The sequence below is a fragment of the Halosimplex salinum genome (genome assembly GCF_003730195.1).
Classification (GTDB): domain Archaea; phylum Halobacteriota; class Halobacteria; order Halobacteriales; family Haloarculaceae; genus Halosimplex; species Halosimplex salinum.
This window is the reverse complement of the sequence record NZ_QWGG01000001.1, coordinates 669,636-687,150: the sequence shown is the minus strand read 5'-3', so window position 1 is coordinate 687,150 and position 17,515 is coordinate 669,636. Positions and strand designations below refer to the sequence as shown.

Annotated in this window: 22 protein-coding genes; 10 read left to right on the top strand and 12 right to left on the bottom strand. The window is 68.7% G+C overall.

The genetic code is table 11. From position 1 onward, the window contains the following. Window positions 1-5: 5 nt before the first annotated feature. A complete protein-coding gene (locus tag D1409_RS03420; protein ID WP_123534032.1) occupies window positions 6-572 on the bottom strand; it encodes a type IV pilin in 567 nt (188 codons plus the stop codon). 137 nt (window positions 573-709) lie between these two features. Here D1409_RS03420 and D1409_RS03415 point away from each other — a divergent pair, with 137 nt between their 5' ends. Next, window positions 710-1,561: a translation initiation factor eIF-2B gene (locus D1409_RS03415; protein WP_123534030.1), complete on the top strand. Its 852-nt coding sequence runs from the start codon at window positions 710-712 to the stop codon at window positions 1,559-1,561. A gap of 27 nt (window positions 1,562-1,588) precedes the next feature. On the opposite strand, the gene D1409_RS03410 is transcribed toward D1409_RS03415, so the two are convergent. Beyond that, window positions 1,589-2,335, bottom strand: coding sequence for a proteasome assembly chaperone family protein (locus tag D1409_RS03410; protein ID WP_123534028.1), 747 nt, complete (start codon window positions 2,333-2,335; stop codon window positions 1,589-1,591). Between the two features lie 118 nt (window positions 2,336-2,453). Here D1409_RS03410 and D1409_RS03405 point away from each other — a divergent pair, with 118 nt between their 5' ends. Beyond that, window positions 2,454-3,605 (top strand): mechanosensitive ion channel family protein, encoded by a 1,152-nt coding sequence (locus tag D1409_RS03405; RefSeq protein ID WP_123534026.1) that lies wholly within the window; start codon window positions 2,454-2,456, stop codon window positions 3,603-3,605. On the opposite strand, the gene D1409_RS03400 is transcribed toward D1409_RS03405, so the two are convergent. Together D1409_RS03400 and D1409_RS03395 are read right to left on the bottom strand one after the other, a co-directional pair. After that, window positions 3,606-4,007 carry a universal stress protein gene (locus D1409_RS03400; protein WP_123534024.1) on the bottom strand — a complete coding sequence of 134 codons (402 nt, stop codon included), beginning with the start codon at window positions 4,005-4,007 and terminating at the stop codon, window positions 3,606-3,608. Between the two features lie 62 nt (window positions 4,008-4,069). Continuing rightward, entirely contained in the window at window positions 4,070-5,425 is a 1,356-nt protein-coding gene (locus D1409_RS03395; RefSeq protein ID WP_123534022.1) for a bifunctional metallophosphatase/5'-nucleotidase, read from the bottom strand. 115 nt (window positions 5,426-5,540) lie between these two features. On the opposite strand from D1409_RS03395, the gene D1409_RS03390 reads away from it, so the two are divergent. The 5 genes from D1409_RS03390 (at window position 5,541) to D1409_RS03365 (ending at window position 7,984) form a co-directional block, all read left to right on the top strand. Then, entirely contained in the window at window positions 5,541-5,780 is a 240-nt protein-coding gene (locus tag D1409_RS03390; RefSeq protein WP_123534020.1) for a DUF5816 domain-containing protein, read from the top strand. A 256-nt stretch (window positions 5,781-6,036) separates the two neighbouring features. After that, a complete protein-coding gene (locus D1409_RS03380) occupies window positions 6,037-6,345 on the top strand; it encodes a DUF7116 family protein (protein ID WP_123534018.1) in 309 nt (102 codons plus the stop codon). A gap of 88 nt (window positions 6,346-6,433) precedes the next feature. Continuing rightward, window positions 6,434-7,063: a hypothetical protein gene (locus D1409_RS03375; RefSeq protein WP_123534016.1), complete on the top strand. Its 630-nt coding sequence runs from the start codon at window positions 6,434-6,436 to the stop codon at window positions 7,061-7,063. Continuing rightward, entirely contained in the window at window positions 7,060-7,716 is a 657-nt protein-coding gene (locus D1409_RS03370) for a hypothetical protein (protein ID WP_123534014.1), read from the top strand. Before D1409_RS03375 ends, D1409_RS03370 begins: the two co-directional genes overlap by 4 nt. 67 nt (window positions 7,717-7,783) lie before the next feature. Next, on the top strand, window positions 7,784-7,984 hold the full coding sequence (locus D1409_RS03365) for a dodecin (protein WP_123534012.1): 201 nt from the start codon (window positions 7,784-7,786) through the stop codon (window positions 7,982-7,984). Here the strand turns inward: D1409_RS03365 and D1409_RS03360 are convergent. The 6 genes from D1409_RS03360 to D1409_RS24295 all read right to left on the bottom strand — a co-directional run bounded on the left by D1409_RS03360 (window position 7,981) and on the right by D1409_RS24295 (window position 13,003). After that, on the bottom strand, window positions 7,981-8,352 hold the full coding sequence (locus D1409_RS03360; protein WP_123534010.1) for a HesB/IscA family protein: 372 nt from the start codon (window positions 8,350-8,352) through the stop codon (window positions 7,981-7,983). The genes D1409_RS03365 and D1409_RS03360 overlap by 4 nt on opposite strands. A gap of 73 nt (window positions 8,353-8,425) precedes the next feature. Beyond that, complete coding sequence (locus D1409_RS03355) at window positions 8,426-8,929, bottom strand: GNAT family N-acetyltransferase (protein ID WP_123534008.1); 504 nt, start codon at window positions 8,927-8,929, stop codon at window positions 8,426-8,428. A 78-nt stretch (window positions 8,930-9,007) separates the two neighbouring features. Further along, window positions 9,008-10,303 carry a histidinol dehydrogenase gene (gene hisD, locus D1409_RS03350; RefSeq protein WP_123534006.1) on the bottom strand — a complete coding sequence of 432 codons (1,296 nt, stop codon included), beginning with the start codon at window positions 10,301-10,303 and terminating at the stop codon, window positions 9,008-9,010. Window positions 10,304-10,360: 57 nt separating this feature from the next. Continuing rightward, window positions 10,361-11,539, bottom strand: coding sequence for an ArsR/SmtB family transcription factor (locus tag D1409_RS03345; protein ID WP_123534004.1), 1,179 nt, complete (start codon window positions 11,537-11,539; stop codon window positions 10,361-10,363). 93 nt (window positions 11,540-11,632) lie between these two features. Then, a complete protein-coding gene (locus D1409_RS25145) occupies window positions 11,633-12,685 on the bottom strand; it encodes a J domain-containing protein (RefSeq protein WP_206424960.1) in 1,053 nt (350 codons plus the stop codon). Between the two features lie 126 nt (window positions 12,686-12,811). After that, window positions 12,812-13,003: a hypothetical protein gene (locus D1409_RS24295; RefSeq protein WP_164471554.1), complete on the bottom strand. Its 192-nt coding sequence runs from the start codon at window positions 13,001-13,003 to the stop codon at window positions 12,812-12,814. A 180-nt stretch (window positions 13,004-13,183) separates the two neighbouring features. Here D1409_RS24295 and D1409_RS24290 point away from each other — a divergent pair, with 180 nt between their 5' ends. Continuing rightward, complete coding sequence (locus D1409_RS24290; RefSeq protein WP_164471512.1) at window positions 13,184-13,339, top strand: TIGR00366 family protein; 156 nt, start codon at window positions 13,184-13,186, stop codon at window positions 13,337-13,339. Between the two features lie 74 nt (window positions 13,340-13,413). Next, window positions 13,414-14,253, top strand: a complete 840-nt coding sequence (locus tag D1409_RS03335; protein WP_123534002.1) for a CPBP family intramembrane glutamic endopeptidase — start codon at window positions 13,414-13,416, stop codon at window positions 14,251-14,253. Between the two features lie 10 nt (window positions 14,254-14,263). On the opposite strand, the gene D1409_RS03330 is transcribed toward D1409_RS03335, so the two are convergent. Further along, window positions 14,264-14,659, bottom strand: a complete 396-nt coding sequence (locus tag D1409_RS03330; RefSeq protein ID WP_123534000.1) for a hypothetical protein — start codon at window positions 14,657-14,659, stop codon at window positions 14,264-14,266. Window positions 14,660-15,312: 653 nt separating this feature from the next. Between D1409_RS03330 and D1409_RS03325 the strand changes: the two genes are divergently transcribed. After that, window positions 15,313-16,929: a GMC family oxidoreductase gene (locus D1409_RS03325; protein ID WP_123533998.1), complete on the top strand. Its 1,617-nt coding sequence runs from the start codon at window positions 15,313-15,315 to the stop codon at window positions 16,927-16,929. 24 nt (window positions 16,930-16,953) lie between these two features. On the opposite strand, the gene D1409_RS03320 is transcribed toward D1409_RS03325, so the two are convergent. Next, on the bottom strand, window positions 16,954-17,409 hold the full coding sequence (locus D1409_RS03320) for a transporter (protein ID WP_123533996.1): 456 nt from the start codon (window positions 17,407-17,409) through the stop codon (window positions 16,954-16,956). Between the last annotated feature and the right edge of the window lie 106 nt (window positions 17,410-17,515).

Sequence of the window (17,515 nt, the reverse complement as noted above, 5' to 3'; positions counted from 1 at the left end):
CGGTCTCAGCCGCCGGAGCCTTCCCACTTGTCCAGCACCGTCTCGTTGCCGACCGGCGGCGTGTGGAGGACGAACACCTTGTCCCGCGGCGAGACGGGGCGCCCGAAGGCGTTGCGGCGGCTCAGCTGTATCGTCGAGCCGGGTTCGACCACCGTCGAGTTCTCGGTGTTGGCGATCTCCGCCCAGCCGGCCCTCGTGTCGCCGCTCCTGAGCGTGAGGTTCCCGGCGGTCAACGACTCGCCGCGGTCGTGTGAGACGATGAGGACCGACGAGGTATCGACGTAGTCGAAGGTGAAGTTGGCGTCGGGACCAGCGCTCTCGGAGCCGGGATCGACGAGCACGAACAGCCCGACCGACGCCGTGACCAGGATCGTTATCGCGACGAGGATGGCGACGCCGGCGAACTCGGAGACGCCGCGGTCCGGGTGTTCGTGGGTCGGGCGCTTCATCCGGTCGTGGGTCGAGGGGCCCGACCGGTCGTGTGTCGGGGAGTCCGACCGGTCGTGTGTCGGGGAGTCCGACCGGTCGTGGCCCTCGTCTTCGCACCGTGCGCGCCGGCCGACACCTGCCATCGTATGCTCGGAGATACTGCGATCCGGCGGTAAACCAGCTTCGGCGAGAGTATCAGATTCGATAGCTCACGGGTCGGGCCGTCGTCCGCGGAGCGGGAGGGGGAAAGCATTTGAGACCGAGTTGCGACGACGCTAGTATGATAGACGAGACGGTCGAGGAGATCGCGGACATGCAGACGCACAGTTCGTCCGTCGTCGCGGTAAAAGCGGCCGAAGCGTTGCTCGCACTGACCGACCGCGAGTACCCGACCGTCGAGGAGTACGTCCGAACGCTGGAGCGGAACAGTCACGCGCTCCGACGAGCGAACCCCTCACACGCCTCCCTGCAGACCACCCAGCGGGAGATCATCTCGTCGGTCGAGGAGGCAGACGCCGACTCCGTCGACGCGGCGATCACAGAGACCCGCGACGTGGTCGAGTCCGTCGTCAATCGCGTCGAGTCGGCCAAGGAGCGCGCCGCCGAACGCGCGGTCGAGTACCTCCACGAGGGGACGACCGTGCTGACCCACGACTACTCCTCGACCGTGCTGGAGGCCATCGAGCGGGCGGTGGACGACGGCGCGTCGCTCGAAGTGTACTGCACGGAAGCGCGCCCCCGGTATCTCGGTCGAAAGATGGTGCGGACGCTGGCGGACCTCGACGGCGTCGACGCGCACCTCCTCGTCGACGGGGCCGCCGGGCACTTCCTCCCGGAGTGCGACCAGGTCGTCGTCGGGATGGACTGCATCGTCGAGGACACGCTGTACAACCGCATCGGCACCTACCCGCTGGCGGCCACCGCGAGCGACGCCGGCGTGCCCGTCCGCGTCGTCGGCGCCGAGGCGAAGGTCGTCACCGGCGGGTTCGCCTTCGAGAACGAACACCGCTCGGCCAGCGAGGTCATCCGCGAGCCCGCTGACGGCTTCGCCGTCGAGAACCCCGCGTACGACGCCACGCCGACCCGACTCGTCGACGCCGCCATCACCGACGAACGCGTCCACGAGTTCTGACGGCGGTCCGACGCCGCCCGCCGGGAGTCACATGTACATCCTGTCTTCCGGCGTCTCCACGTCGCGAGCCTGTGCCATGCGTTCGGCCAGGTCCCGGTAGTGGCGCTCGATGTCGGCCGCGAACGACTCCATCGGGCCGGTGTCGACGCCGAGGTCGTACACGTCGTCGACCGTCTCGACGAGTCGCAGCGCCGCTTCGGCGTCGGGCGCCTGTGGGTGAGCAGGGGTCGCGTAGACGCACGCCCGAACCGACGTGTCGATCCCGCGAGCGAGCAGGCTCGCCTTCACGCCGTCTGTGAACCCGCTCGACATCGGCGGGACGTCGGCGTCGGAGAGCCGCGCCTGCTGGTAGTCCTCGGTCGCGACGTAGAACGTCCGGTGGTCGGTCTCGACGTGCGGAACCTGGACGCCGGAGAGGACCGCGATGTCGTCGACGGCGCTCTCCCCGGTCCAGTCCAGGAGCGCGTCGCTGAACGACTGTGCGGCCGTCACCGGGACGAACAGCTCGCTCATGAGGACGACCAGTGGCTCGGAGTCGTTCGAGAACAGCCGGATCGGGTGGCGGGGCGTCCCCTCGTCGAAGGGGGTGATCGTCGGCAGATCCGGCGTCGTGACGTGCCCATGGGGCTCGAGGTCGAGTTGCTGGACGAGATAGTCGACGGCGGTCAGTCCGGCGAGACCGAACTCGGAGAATCCGGCGACCAGCACGTCCGCGTCGGTCTCGACCGTCTCGTGGATCTCGAAGTCGGGGTCTGCGCTCGCGTGTTCGTCCATAGACCAGATAGGGCGACAGGACTGAAGTGGTTTTCCGCCGCTGTCGGTCGAGGCCGGCCCCGTTCGAGACTGCGGGATCGGTGACAATCCTTTTGCCGGGCCCCGTGTAGCTGTCTGCATGGTCGTCCCGGCGCCGGCACCGCTGGCACTCCTCGGGCAAGCGACGACGACGACGAGCGGCGACCCGGGGTCGACGTGGGTGCCGTCGGGCGTTCGGATGCTGTTCAACGAGCTCCCGACCCCCGTGGTCCAGATCCTGCAGGTGATCGTCGTCATCGTGCTCGCCTACGCCGTCTCGCAGCTGCTCGTCCAGTTGCTCGGTCGGCGGATCGCTCGACGGTTCCGCCGACCGAGCCTCACTCGCACCGCCCTGCGTGGAGTGCGAGCGACGGTCTTCATCTTCGCGATCCTGACGATCATGGGGATCTACGACTACAGCCTCAGCGACCTCACCCTCTCCGTCGCCGTGTTCACCGCCGTGGTGGGTGTCATCATCGCGCCGATCGTCGGGAGCATCATCAGCGGCGTCTTCCTGCTCGCCGACCAGCCCTACGAGATCGGGGACATGATCGAACTCTCCGAACGGAACCGGCGCGGCTTCGTCGAGGACATCACGCTCCGGTACACGAAGATATTCACGCTCGACAATACGTTCCTGGTCATCCCGAACGGGACGATGCGCGAGCGCGACGTCGTCAACTACTCCGCCGAGGACACCCGAACGCGCCAGACGCTGGACGTGCTGGTCACGTACGAGAGCGACGTGTCCCGGGCCCGGGAACTCGTCGAGGACGCCGCCCGCGACGTGGACGGGATCGTCAGCGGCGGCCCCGCGATCCGGGTCGGCGCCGCGCGATACCCCGCGGGACCGACCTGTTACATCGACGAGTTCGGCGACCACGGGATCAACCTGCGACTGCGCTACTGGGTCGAGGAGCCCTACTGGCTCCTGCGTATCCGGTCTCGCATCCAGACGACCCTCGAAGCGGTGCTCGACGACGAACCAGTCGAGATCGCGTACCCCCACCAGCACCACGTGTTCGACGAAACGAGCGGCGAGATGCAGGTCGCAGTCGGCGAGCGCCCGCGGGGCGCCGATCCCAGAAGTGACCGCTCCGCGCCGCCGGAAGGGGAGTCGAGAGGTCCTCCCGGCGCTCACGAGGACGAACCAGTCGACGGCGGACCGCGCGGAGACGGGGATCGGACCTCCGGGGCGGGCGACCGGCCGGTCGACGACGACCGAGAGGGAGACGGCGAAGAGCGGCCCTGATCAGCGTTCGGCGGTGATAACGTCGCAGTCCAGTTCGTCGCGGAGAAACGTCTCGACGTCGGGGTCGTCGACCAGTCGGCGGATCATCTGGCGCCAGCGGCCGGCCTGTTTCTTCCCGATCACGACGATGTCCGCGTCCTCGGCGACGATCTCGTCGAGCAGCGTCTCCTCGACGAGCAGTCCGTTTCGGACGACGTAGCGTGTGTCCGAGAGCGGGCCGAACTCGCCTTCGACGGCGTCTTTCAGGTCGCGTCGCGTGGCCTGGTCCTTGTCCTGGTACTGGTTGACGTGGACGACGGTCAACTGCGCGTCGCGCTCGTCGGCGATGTCGATGGCGCGCGCCAGCGTGGCGCGGGAGTGCTCCGAGAGCGGATATCGTACTGGGACGACGACCTGCGTCATCAGCTACCGATTCTCGGGGGGCCCGCCTGAACCTTTCTATTGGTCGGACGAGAGGAATCGAGTCACTCCCGCGCGGCGAAATCCGGGAGTCGCCCCTCGAGAGCGGCGTCGATGCCGCACTCGCGGGCGTACTCGACGACGACGTCGTACTGCAGGCCGTACGTCTCGACCGCGTGGTCCTCCGTAAGCGTCGGGAACTCCAGATCGGTGAGCAGGAGGTAGTTCGGCACCGCGAGGGTGTACTCTCCCTCGGGGTCGACCGCCTCTCCGTCGACGTACGGCTCGTAGCCGCCGTCTTCGGCGTCGACGCGCATGCCGCTGACGTGACCGTACCAGTAGTCTTTGAGCCCGTCGATGCGCTGTCCGTCGGCCTCGTCGACGACGGCACGCAGTTCCGCGCCGGTGAGCGAGACGACGACCACCGGTTCCTCGAACGGGCTGACGCTGATCAGGTCGGCCACGGTCACCTCGCCCGACAGCGGCGGCCCCTCGCGGACCCCGCCGCCGTTCTGGAGCGCCACGTCGGCGCCGGTCTTCCACCGGTAGGCGTCGGCGACGAAGTTACCCAGTCGCCACTCGCCCCCGAGTCGCCGCTCGCGGTCGCGCGAGAGGGGATCCGATACGTGCGCGACGACTTCGTCTAACCCCTCGTCCGCGATGCGGTCCGTCAGCGCCGCGACGACAGCGGGCTCCGGTTCGCTCTCCTGGGCGTCGTGGAGCGTCACCTCGCCCGACCCGAGATCGACTTCGTAGACGTACTCACCGGTCGCGCCGGGGCGAGTGAACGGCGTCCCGTCGACGTCGGTCGCGTGCTGGTGGTGCGAGTGCCCGGCGAGTACGGCGTCGACGTCAGTCTCGGCGGCGATAGCTCGCGAGTCGTCGTCGGACGTGTGTGCCAGCGCGACGACGTGGTCGACGCCGTCGTCGCGGAGGCGCCGACTCTCACGGTCGACCGCGCCGACGGGGTCCTCGAAGTCGAGCGCGTCGGTCCCGGGCGTCATGTCGGGCGTCGCGGGGTCGAGCACGCCGACGACGCCGACCGTCGCGTCGTCGACGGCGACGGTCGTGCTGGGTTCGATCCCGTTGCTCGCGCCGAACGACTCGCCGTCGAGCGACACGTTCGCGAGCACCCACTGCTGGGGCGAGTCCTCGACGGTTCCCCGGAGCGCGTCGAACCCGTGGTCGAAGTCGTGGTTACCGACGGTGTCGACGTGCGGGTCGACCGCGTCGAAGAAGTCGAGCGACTGGCGACCGTCGGTGACCAGCGAGAGCACGCCCGGACCCGTGTTGTCGCCCGACCCCGCGACGAGCGTGTCGGCGTCGCGCCGGTCGGCGACGAGACCGGCGACGCGCGCGACCCGTTCGGGGGTGTCGTAGGCGTTCTCCAGGTCCGAATAGTGGAGGACTCGGGGCGGCATCTGTCGGATCGGAACGACCACGGTCGCATAGCGTCTTCGGTCGCGGACGGAGCGCCGCGGTCCCACGTGGTCCGGTGACGGAAGGGTTTAGGGGCGCCTCGCCGACAGGACAGGTATGGAGACGAAGACCGGCCCCGACGCCGAGACGCTGTACGTCGACACGGACGACGCCGAGCGCGGGTCCGACGGCCCCTTCTACGTCGTCTACCGGACCCCGGACCGGGAGCGCCGGTGGGGGTTCTACTGCGGGAACTGCGAGTCGTTCCTGACGGCGATGGACTCAATGGGACGGATCAAGTGCAACGACTGCAGCAACTTCAAGAAGCCCGACGAATGGGACTCCGCCCACGAGTAACCGAGAGTATCGACCGACACCGCCCCCGCCGTCCGCACCATCCGAACCATACCCGCCATCCACCCCGTCCGCACCATCCGAACCATACCCGCCATCCACCCCGTCCACACCGTCTTCTCCTCTGCCGGCCCACGACGAATCTCGCCCAGTAAACCGCGGTAGGAGTGCGCTACCGGCGTATGAGTGGCGTTCATGACCGTCCAGTTCGGTGAACCGTAGGAAAGCTTATGCCGAGGGGCGTGGTACGGATAGACGAATGAGGGCTGTTACCAAGCACCTCGACGAGAAGGCCCGGTCGATTTTCGCGGACCTCGGATACACGATGACCGACAGCGGCGGCGAGTACCTCGCCGAGCGGAAGTGGCGGGTCGTGCACGTCACACCGGCCGAAGAGTTCGACGAGACGCCGGACTCCGGGGAGTACCGGTGTTTCGTCACGTGGGCCGACGACGTACCCGAACTCGAACAGCGGATCGAAGCCGCCGCGCCGGACTACGAGTGGGCGATAATGGGCGTCGACGACGACGGCGACTACGAGGTCGCCTGTCGCCCCGAGACGGCCTGACGGCCACGCGTTCTCTCATCGTTCTGTCTCGTTCGCCCTCCCGGAGCCGATAGCGTTTCAGTGGTGGAGTCGTTTTGATGGGAGTAGTATGGCACAGCGGGATCTCGGCGCACTGCTGACGGACACCAAGACCAACGCGGTCGCGGCGTGGATCGTGGTCGGTGTGCTCTGGCTGGTGATCGGAGAGAGCCTCCTGACGGACGACTATCTGTGGGCGGCCTTCGCCGCGATGATCGGCATCGTGGTCGCACTACCGGCGTTCGTCCGGCGCAGTCCGAGGGCGATGCCGCCGTGGGAGATCGTCCTGCTCGCGGGACTCCCGGTCGTCGGGCGCGCCGTCGCCCGGTTTCAGGTGACCAGCGACGTCGCAACGTACCTCTCTATCGCCGCGTTCGCCCTTCTCGTGGCCGTCAATCTGCACCTCTTCACCGACGTCGAGATGAGCGTCGGCTTCGCCGTCCTGTTCGTCGTCGTCACCACCCTCGCGGCGGCCGGCCTGTGGGCGCTGGCCCGCTGGGGGTCGGACCTCTATCTCGGGACAGAGCTCCTGCTCGCGCCCGGCGCCGACGGGACCGTCGACCGCGGAGCGATAGAGCACGCGCTCATGGTCGAGTTCGTCGCCTCCGGGATCGCCGGTCTCGTCGCTGGCGTCCTGTTCGAGGGATACATTCACCGTCGGATGACGCCCGAGACTCGACTGGAGGAGGAGTTCGCATGAGGATCCGAGACCACCTCGGTATCAGCGAACGACGACAGCGCCAGATCACGTGGGCGATGGAGGCCGTGATGTTCGGCGTCCTGCTCGTCGGCGTCTGGAAACGCAACATCCCGATCGTCGTCAACGCCGGCGTCGCGCTCGGCATCGCCCAGCTCGTCCCGGTACTCGAACGCGACTACGGCATCCCGCTGGACGCGGGGCTGACCCTGTGGATCACGAGCGCCGTCTTCCTGCACGCCTTCGGCACGATCGGCGTCCCGGGCGGAGAGAGCTTCTACAGGACTATCTGGTGGTGGGACCACATGACCCACGCGCTGTCCTCGTCGGTCGTGGCCGGCGTCGGCTACGCCACCGTCCGGGCCATCGACGAACACTCCGACCAGACCCACCTGCCGCCCCGCTTCATCTTCGTCTTCATCCTCATGTTCGTCCTCGCGTACGGCGTCTTCTGGGAGATTATCGAGTTCACCCTGGCCGAAGTCGCCGCCATGCTCGGGACCGGCACCGTGCTGACCCAGTACGGGCTCACCGACTCGCTGATGGACCTGGTGTTCAACACCCTCGGCGCCGTCGTCGTCGCGACCTGGGGCACCGCTCACCTCAACGGCGTGAGCGAGTACATCGAGGACCGACTCGAGCGGCGAACGGCCTGAGAGCGGCGACGATAGGCTGTCACTCGGCGGACTCTTTTGTGTGCGGCGCTCGTACACTCCGCTCGCGATGGTATTCAAGAAAATCACGCTGATCGGGACCAGTACCGAGAGTTTCGACGAGGCCGTCGACGACGCCGTCGAGCGCGCCGAGGAGACGCTCCAGAACGTCTACTGGGTGGAAGTCGAGGAGATGGGCGTCGAGATAGCGAGCGTCCAGAACAGGGAGTACCAGGCGGAGGTCGAGGTGGCGTTCGAGCTCGAGGACTAGGTGCGGAAGCTCTCGCCGCAGCCGCACTCGCTGACCACGTTGGGGTTCTGGACGTGGAACCCCTCGCCCTGCAGTCCGCCCTCGAAGTCGAGCACCGAGCCCTCGACGTAGTCGATGCTCGCCGGGTCGACGATCACTCTGAGCCCGTGGTGTTCGTACACCGTGTCGTCCTCGTCGGGCTCGAACTCGAAGCGCATCCCGTAGGAGAGCCCGGCACAGCCGCCCTGCTGGACGAACAGCCGCAGTCCGGCCACGTCCGTGTCCATGTCCTCGTCTTCGAGCAGCGAGAGCGCCTCCGCGGCGGCCGCCTCCGTCACCGCGATCTCCTCCCCGCCCGGCTCGGGTCCGCTCTCCGTCGTGGAACTCATGCTCATAACTTCTGTGCCGAACGTGTTAACCCTGTTGGCGAGCGACCGGACCGCACGACGGCGACGGGACCCCTCAGAGTCGCTTCTGGAAGATGTACTGGGCGGCCGTGACGCCCTTCAATTCGGTCTCCGTCTCGTCGACCTGCTCGAACCCCGTGGATTCGTAGAAGGCGACGGCGCGCTCGTTCTCGACGAACACTTCGGCCTCGTAGGCGCTCACGTCCCGGTCGTACAGCGCCTGTTCGACCTCCGCGAGGAGGTTCCGGGCGATCCCTTCCCGCCAGTGGTCGGGGTGGACGTAGAGGCGATACAGCTGGTGGACCCGGCGGGGTGGGTGCGGTCCGACGTGGGCGTACCCGACGACCTCGTCGTCGACGACCGCGACGAAGAAGTCCTGTGCGGTGTGCTCGACGCCGGACACGATAGCGTCGTCCTCGTACCACTCGTCCATCATCTCGTCGACCACGTCCTCGCCGAGGATGTCGTCGTAGGCCGCGTGCCAGGCCGCTGCCGCGACGTCCTGGATCCCGGAGACGTCGACCGTGTCCGCCGGCCGGTAGAGTGCGTCGGCTGTCATGCCAGACCGAACGGAGGGTTCGCAGAAAGACCTGACGACCCGCGTCGGTGAGAGAGCGACCGAGCCGGGCGTCGGCCGTTACTCCGTGTCGGCGGCGCCGTCGCCGTCTTCGAAGCGGGCGTCGACGCTGTGTGCGTGGGCTTCGAGTCCCTCGGCGTCGGCGAGGGTCGTGACCGTCTCGCGCAGGTCGCCGAGCGCGTCGCGGGAGAGGCGCTGGACCGTCGTCGAGCGGAGGAACGTGTCGACCGAGAGCCCGCCGGTGACTCGGGCTTTCCCGTTCGTCGGGAGGACGTGGTTGGTCCCCGTGGCGTAGTCGCCCGCCGCGACGGGGCTGTAGGGGCCGAGGAAGGCGCTCCCGGCGCTGGGGATCCGGTCGAGCAGGGAGTCGGCGTCGTCGGCCTGGATCGACAGGTGTTCGGGCGCGTACTCCTCGGCGAACAGGACGGCCTCGCTCATCGAGCGAGCGAGGAAGACGCCGCTCGCGTCGCTGTCGAGGGCCGCGCGGATCGTCTCCTCGCGCTCGCGTCCGGTCGCGTGGTCGTCGACCGCGGCCGCGATGGCGTCGGCGGTCGCTTCGTCGTCGCTCACGGCGACGACGGAACTCGTCTCGCCGTGTTCGGCCTGCGCGACCAGGTCCGCGGCGACCAGCGAGGGGTCGGCCGTCTCGTCGGCGACGACGAGCACTTCGCTCGGCCCGGCGAGGAAGTCGATCTCGACGTCGCCGCGGACCTCCGCCTTCGCGGCGGTGACCCACTGGTTGCCGGGGCCGACGACCTTCTGGACGGCGTTTATCGTCTCGGTGCCGTAGGCGAGCGCGGCGACGGCCTGCGCGCCGCCGACCTGGTAGACGGCGTCCGCGCCGGCGACGTGGATGGCCGCCAGCGTCACAGGGTTGATCTCCTCGGCGGGCGGCGTCGCGACGGCGACGTGGTCGACGCCGGCGACGACGGCGGGGATGACGCCCATCAGGACGCTCGAGGGGTAGGCGGCCGTCCCCCCGGGTGCGTAGACGCCGACGGTCTCGAGCGGCCGGAAGCGTCGGCCGAGCGTCCGGCCCTCGAAGTCGTCCGTCCAGTCTTCCGGGCGCTGGCGCTCGTGGAAGGCTCGAACGTTCTCCGCCGCGTCCTCGATGGCATGGCGGGTCTCGTCGTCGATCTCCTCGTAGGCGCGCTCGACCTGGTCGGTCACGTCGAGGTTGCCGACCTCGACCCCGTCGATCTCGCTCGAGAGTTCGCGGATCGCCACGTCTCCCTCGGAGCGGACGCGGTCGACGATCGCCCGGGCGTCGTCGCGCACCGCCTCCACGCCCGCGTCGCGGTCGAACAGCGCGGCACGCTCCGCCGGGTCCAGCGCGTCCACACGTCGCACGTTCATGGGTCGCTCTTACCGCGACTGACCCATACGACTTGCTATCGCGGCCGACACGAACGCCTACCCCTGGACGTACCACCAGGCGGTGACGACGAGTATCATGAACAGCCCACCGAGGAAGAACGCGACCGCGGGGTCGGCCAGGAGTCCGTCCCCGCCGCTCTCCGAGAGCTGTCGGGCGCCCTCCACGGTCTGGGCCGGAACCTCGGTCGCGCCGTCGACAGTCCCCGACTCCATCCCGCTCGGTGCCGGAGTGTCGGACGGCGCTTCCGTGGGGGCCGGGGTGGCGGTCGGCTCCTCCGTGGGTATCGGCGTGTCCGCGGCCACCGCAGTCGGGGTCTGCGTCGCCTGCGGCGTCGGCGTGGGCTGTTGCGTCGCGGTCGGCGACGGGGTTCCTGCCGGCGTCGGCGACGGCGTTCCCTCCGGTGTCGGTGCCGGAGTTCCGGCCGGCGTCGGCGACGGGGTCCCCGCGGCAGTGGGTGTCGCAGACGGGTCAGCCGTCACCGTCGGCGTGGCGTCGGGCGTCGGTGACGGCTCGGCCGTCGGCGTCGCGGTACCGTCGCTCTCGCCGCCCATGATCCCCACGTCGTCCTCGGGCGTCGGAGTCTCCGTCGTCTCCTGAGAGATATCAACACCGTCGCCACCGTCTCCGCCGCCACTGCCGTCTCCCCCGCCACCGCCGTCGCCCCCACCGGCACCGGCGTCGGCGTCTCCACCGTCGGCGTCCTGCGGTTCGGCGCCGCCGCCACCGTCGGCCGCACTGCTCCCGAACGAGACGCCGTACTCCCCCAGGTCCAGACCGGACTCGCCGAAGATCCGCCGGACGGCGAGGCTCGCGACCGCCAGCAGGCCGACGGAACCCAGGAGCCGCGTCAGCGCGGTCTTGAGTCGCGACCGGTGGTGCTCGCGACCGGCGAACAGGACGAGCGCCTCGCTGGCGGGCGCGTAGATAGTCATCTCCGTGCCCTTCTCGGAGTACCCCTCGCCGGCCGACTGGATCAGCTCCGCGTCCTCCAGTCGCTCGACGTGATAGTGGACGTTCTGGAGAGAGGTTCCGACCTCGTCGCGGATCTCCGGCGGCGTCTTCGGCTCCTCGTACAGCGTCGCGAGTATCTTCCGGGACGTGTCCGACGAGAGCGCGGAGAGCGCCTCCTCCGTCGCCTCGTCGTCGAGGTCGAGGACCCGCGGCTCGTCGGGCGTCCGCGTCGGCTCCGACTTGAACGGCAGCAAACGACCCATTACCCGATCCGTATTGGCCGAGCCTAATGGGTTTTCCCGTAGGACAAACGCCGGTTTGAAGCAGAAGACCCCTCCAGAGCGCGCGAGCGACCGCTATCGGTAGATCGTCGAGAGTATGTGCAACGTCGACAGAACGACCGCGAGGCCGATCTCACCCACCAGGACGAACAGGAGCGGGAGCGACTGCTCGGCGGGCGGGAGGACGACGGCGTACACGTACCACCCGGTCCCGACCGCCAGCGAGAGGAACAGCAGGTGGATCAGGATCCACGGACCGAGTGCCCGAACGACCGCGAGGAACCGGTCGACTATCGGCTCGGACCGACTTGCCGACGACGTCTCCGCCCCCGCGGCGTCCCAGAAACTGGTTCGCGCGTACGGTCCGCTCGCCGCCTCACCGCTTCTGTCCCCGCTCCGCGTCCGCCGCCTGTCCCGACGACGCCGCTTCGCCCCCGCTCGTGCTTCAGATGGCCGGTCGCCGGAGGGACCGTCCGACGACGAGGAGTGGTCGTCGCCCGTGGACTCGGTCTTCGACTCCGAAGTGCGCGAATCGCCCACGGAACCGGTCGACGCCGACGAACTCGCGGTCGAAGCGTCCGCGGTCTGTGACGCCGTCGTCGACCCCGCCGCCCCGGGACCGTTCGCCTCGTCATCCACCGACGTGGCTCCGGTGGACTCGGCGGCGCTCCGACCGGACGAATCTCGCTCGGAAGTCGCTGTCGACGACTGTGTTCGATTCCCGGTCCTCGAGGCCGTCGACCGGTCCGAGCCAGTCGTCGAGGCCCGGCCCGCGCCCCGGGAACGGTCACTCCGAGCCCGAGACTCCGTCGTCGTCGAACTGTCCGATCCCGCCGGAGCGCCGGTTTCACTCCGCGCGCCGGGCGCGTCGCTGGCGTCGTTCCACAGCGACGAGTCCGCGTGCGAACTGACGTAGGTGTCGTGGCCCAGTCGGTCGTACCGGGCTCGTTCCGTCGCGTCGACGAGGGTCTCCTTCGCGGCCGTGATCCGCTTGAACTGGTCCGCGGCGTCCGGCGCGGCGCTCACGTCCGGGTGGTGGTCTTTGACGCGCTCACGATACGCGGAGCGAATCTCGTCGTCGGCGGCGTCGGGCCCCACCCCGAGGACGCCGTAGAACGTCCTGCTCATACACCCCGGTCTCTCTATCGCACTGACGTTTCGGCCTCGCCTACAAGTAAGTTACTACCACTGAAAGAGGCCTCCCCCGGACGGACCTGCCGGCGGGGCCGGTCTCGACCCCGAGAGCCGCCCGAGCTACGACTCCGGCCGCGGTCCGCCGTCGGTGACGGCTCGCTTCGCAGTCGACCCCGTGCGAGCACTGGTCTGCAGGTCCGGGTGGCAATCCCCACAGACCCAGCTGACCGTCCGGTGGGTCATCGTCTCGGTTCGCTCTCGTCGCCGCCAGACGTGGAACACGTCTTCGCCGCAGTGGTCGCATTCTACCATCGTACGTCGACGTGTGCGGAGCGTTCACATATACCTTACCCTGAACGTGGGGTGTACGCTTCCGGGCTGTTGGGTAGCCCTTAAACGTCCTAACAGTAGTCGCCGAGCGCGAGTAGGACGGGCGTACGTGTCCGTAAAGCGCTGTTACTTTTACTATCAAAGAAATAATATTTTCGGCGTATGTCCGCGCCTGCCACGAGCGGTTCGTTCGTCGAGCGCCTGCCGCTCCTCGCCATCACCGAGATAAAGGCGCGGGAGATGTTCGGCTACACTATCGCGATGTTGCTGGCGCTGGTCCCGTTCCTCGCGGTCGTCCTCTACCTGCTCCCGTACTGAGGGGCGGGCGGAGGACCGGGTCCGGTCGGCGGTCGAGGGAACCGCTTTTCATCCCGTCGGGCTAACGCACCCCTATGTCAACGAGAGAACGGTCGCCGCTTCGAACGGCGGTCGCGCTGGTCTCCGCGGTGGGTCTCGGCGCCGGTGGTCTCCTCCTCGGGTTCGTCCTGACGGGCGTCACGCTGGGCGTGCTGGTCGCCGGACTGGGCATCGACCTCCCGGTGACCGCCCAGATCGTCCTCAGCCTCGTGTTCGTCCAGGGCGTGGGCTGTATGGGCGTCGCCCTCGCGTATCTCCGATTGCGACCGGTCGTCGGCCCGAAGATACGGTCGATCCTCGGATTCGAAGGCGTTCCCGGTCCGTTCGACATCGACGTCGACGTGCCGACCCTGCGGCAGGTGGCTATCGTCGTCGGCGGGTACGTGCTCGCCCTCGGCGCCGCCTTCGCCGGTTCGGTCCTCGTCACACTCCTGCAGGTCGACACCGGGACGAACCAGGCCGCCGAGATCGGTCTCGAGAACCCCGAAGTCCTCCTCATCCTCATCCCCGCCTCGATCCTGATCATCGGACCCGGCGAGGAGTTGCTCTTCCGCGGCGTCGTGCAGGGGCGCGTTCGCGAAGTGTTCGGCCCGGTAGTCGGCGTCCTCATCCCGAGCGCCGTCTTCGCCGCCCTCCACTGGTTCGCGCTGACCGGCGGCTCGGCGACCGGCAACCTCGTCGCGCTCGGCGTGCTCGTCGGCCCCGCCCTCGTCTTCGGCGCGAGCTACGAACTCACCGACAACATCGTCGTTCCCGCGCTGATCCACGGCATCTACAACGCGACCCTGTTCTCCCTGCTGTACGTCGTCGTCGCGTTCAGCGACCAGTTGCCGGACCCGCAGAACTCGACGGCTGCGGTGCTGGCGCTGCTCTGAGACGGGGCGCTCACACCGACGAGAGCACACCGAAGACGAGCGGATACACGCCGAGGACGACGGCGCTGACCACCCCCATCAGCGTCCCCGCGCTGTCCTCGTCGTCCCCGATGCGTCCGGTGTACGTCGCGTAGGCCGAGTACAGCCCGATAGGCGTGAGCAACAGCGTCGCGATCCGGCCGTACGGGCTGGCCTGCTCGACGACGAACGAGAGGGCGAACCCGAGGACCGCGAACAGCACGGCGGTGAGGAAGAAGAACACGACCGCTTCGAAGTAGGGGTCCGGTTCCGCGTCAACGTCCTCTCGAGGCGGCGGATCGTAGTGACGGAGCGTGACGACGGCGGCCGCAACAGCGCCGAGAAGTGAGATAGCCGCGACGGCGACGGTTTCCGGGTCGATAGCCATTGGCACGCGGTTCGGACGTGGGTCTCTTAACGGTGTGTTACTCGGCACCGGAAGGGCGGTCGCGGAGCTACTCGGTGTCGAATGTCGCCCGGGACACTAACGACCGACATCATCCCTGGCGGCGTGCCGGGTCAGCCGGGAAACCCTCGTGCCGGGCGGGTGGCGCGTTAGCGCCACCGGTTGCCGAAGCGGGCGAAGCCCGCAGAGGCGGGGGACGCGTCAGCGTCCCCGTTTGACGAGGCGGTGGTAGCCGCCGAGTCGGGTGGCGCGTTAGCGCCACCGGTTGCCGAAGCGGGCGAAGCCCGCTGAGGCGGGAGGCGCCGTCAGGCGCCTCCGAATGCCGAGATGGCGTGAACCGCTCGGCGGTGGGACTCCGTCAGGAGTCCCGGACTGCGTGGGCGCTTACGGCGCCACTCGTGTGTCGCGTGCCCGGGTTCTCCGCGCTGTCATCGCTCCCATCCGGGTACGCTCGGGCGGGGACTAAAGGCACGCACTCGAAGTAGTCGCCGCGGACGATTAAGTACTCCGCACCGCCGCTCTCCGCCGTAACGGCTCGGCCGGCATGACAACGCCTAAGTTTAGGTTTGCCTAATCCCGGGTGTGACGACACAGGGGTACCGGACGGTCGGCCGTCCCGAACGGGGGCGACGGCCGTGAGCGCGACCGACACCGACGACGCAGTCGACCGAACGCCCAGCGAGCGAGTCGACGTGTGCGTCGTCGGAGCGGGACCGGCGGGCGCGCTCGTCGCCGCGCGACTCGCCGAGCACGGTCACGACGTGGTCGTCCTCGAAGCGGGGCCGCGATTCGACCCGGCAGAGCGTCGCGAGCGCATGGAGCGGTCGATACGACCGGCTCACGGCCCGCTCTCGGTGTGGGAGATGGGCGGCGAGCGCGACGCCTTCAGCGCGAGCGGCGACCTGTTCTACCCGCTGAACGCGATGCGGGTGAAGGGCGTCGGCGGGTCGACGCTCCACTGGCAGGGAATGGTGATGCGCCTCCACGAGTCGGACTTCGAGCGCCGCTCGCGCGACGGCGTCGGCGCCGACTGGCCGATCGATTACGAGGACCTGCGGCCGTACTACGCCGAGGCGGAGTCGGCGCTCGGCGTCGCCGGCGCGTCGGACAATCCGTTCGCGCCGCCGCGGGAGGAGCCCCATCCGCTCCCGGCCTTCCCGCCCTCCTACAGCGACTCGCTGTTCGACGAGGCCTGCGAGGAACTGGGGATCGCGACTCACTCGGTGCCGAACGCCCGCAACTCCGAACCCTACGACGGCCGCGGCGAGTGCCTCGGCTACGGCACCTGCCAGCCGGTCTGCCCCTCCGGCGCGAAGTACAGCGCCGATCACACTGTGGAGGCCGCCGAGGCGGCCGGTGCCCGCGTGCTCGACCGGGTCCCCGTCCAGCGCCTCGAAACCGACCGACCGGGTGACCGCGTGACAGCGGCCGTGTACGCCGCGCCGGACGGGACGGAACACCGGCAGGACGCACGACAGTTCGTCCTCGCCGCAGGGGGCATCGAGATCCCGAGACTGTTGCTCCTCTCGCGCTCTGGCGCCCACCCCGACGGGCTCGCGAACTCCAGCGGCCTCGTCGGGCGGTACTTCATGGAACACCTCTTCGCCGGGGTCGGCGGGACGCTCGACGAGCCGACGCGCCAGAACCACGTCGGCTTCAACACCACCGAGTCCCACCAGTACTACGACAACGACTTCGACGGTGTGGGCCCGATCAAACTGGAGTTCCTGAACTACGCGGGCCCCTCGCCGGTCGAGCAGGCGCTCGGCTCCGACGAGTGGGGCGACGACCTGCTCGACACGCTCCGCGAGAGCTACGGGACGCACGTCGCGATGGGCGGGCTCGTCGGCCAGATTCCGCGCGCGGCCAACCGGATCGCACTCGACCCGTCGACGACCGACGACCACGGCAACCCCGTCCCGGACGTGCAGTGGTCGCTCGACGACCGGACCCGACGGACGCTCTCCAGAGCCAACGAGATCCAGACTCGGGTACTGGAGGAGTTAGGGGCCGACGTGGAGTGGACGGTCGGCCCGGAGAACACGGGACCGGCCGCACACCACATGGGGACGACGCGGATGGGGACCGACCCCGAGTCGAGCGTCGTGAACTCCCGCCTGCGGACCCACGACGTGGCGAACCTCTCGGTGGCGTCCTCCAGCGTGTTCGTGACGAGCGGGGCGATGAACCCGACGCTCACGATCGCGGCGCTGGCGCTCAAAGCAGCCGACCACGTCGATTCGGACCTCTGATTCTGGGCGGCGGAACGCGCCGGTTTAGCTGAATCCCGAGGCGAGCAGTCCACCGACGACGAGTAGCAGGGCGGCGACGACGGAGCCGGCGAGGAAGAACGGCCGGGCGTCCCGGGCGGGCTGGCGGACCTTCATCTGGTCGAAGCCGCCGGCGAGCTTGCTCGACCCGATCTCGACGAGCGCCGCGAGCGCGAGCCAGAGCGCGACCATACTGAGGACGAGGTGGCCGCGGGGCGACCCGGTCAACGACTCGACGGTGTAGAGCTGCCCGGCCATGTGTCCCCCAGAGGCGAAGAGGACGAGCGCGCTCGTCCGCGAGACCCATCGCAGGCGTTCGATCACGGCCCGTAGCGGTTCGGCGTTGGCGGTGCCGTCCCGGGCGGTCGGGAGGACGCCGAGCGTGACGAAGACGACGCTACCGGCCCACACCCCGCCGAACACCAGGTGGAGCGTGTACATCGCCGTATCCAGCGCAGACATGTCCGACCGGGAGGACGCGACTCCCTTCAAGCTACCCACTTCCCGCCGGAGCGGCGGTCGCGAGCGGTCGTGGACGGCCGCGAGTGCGCCGTCCCTGTCACGGCCT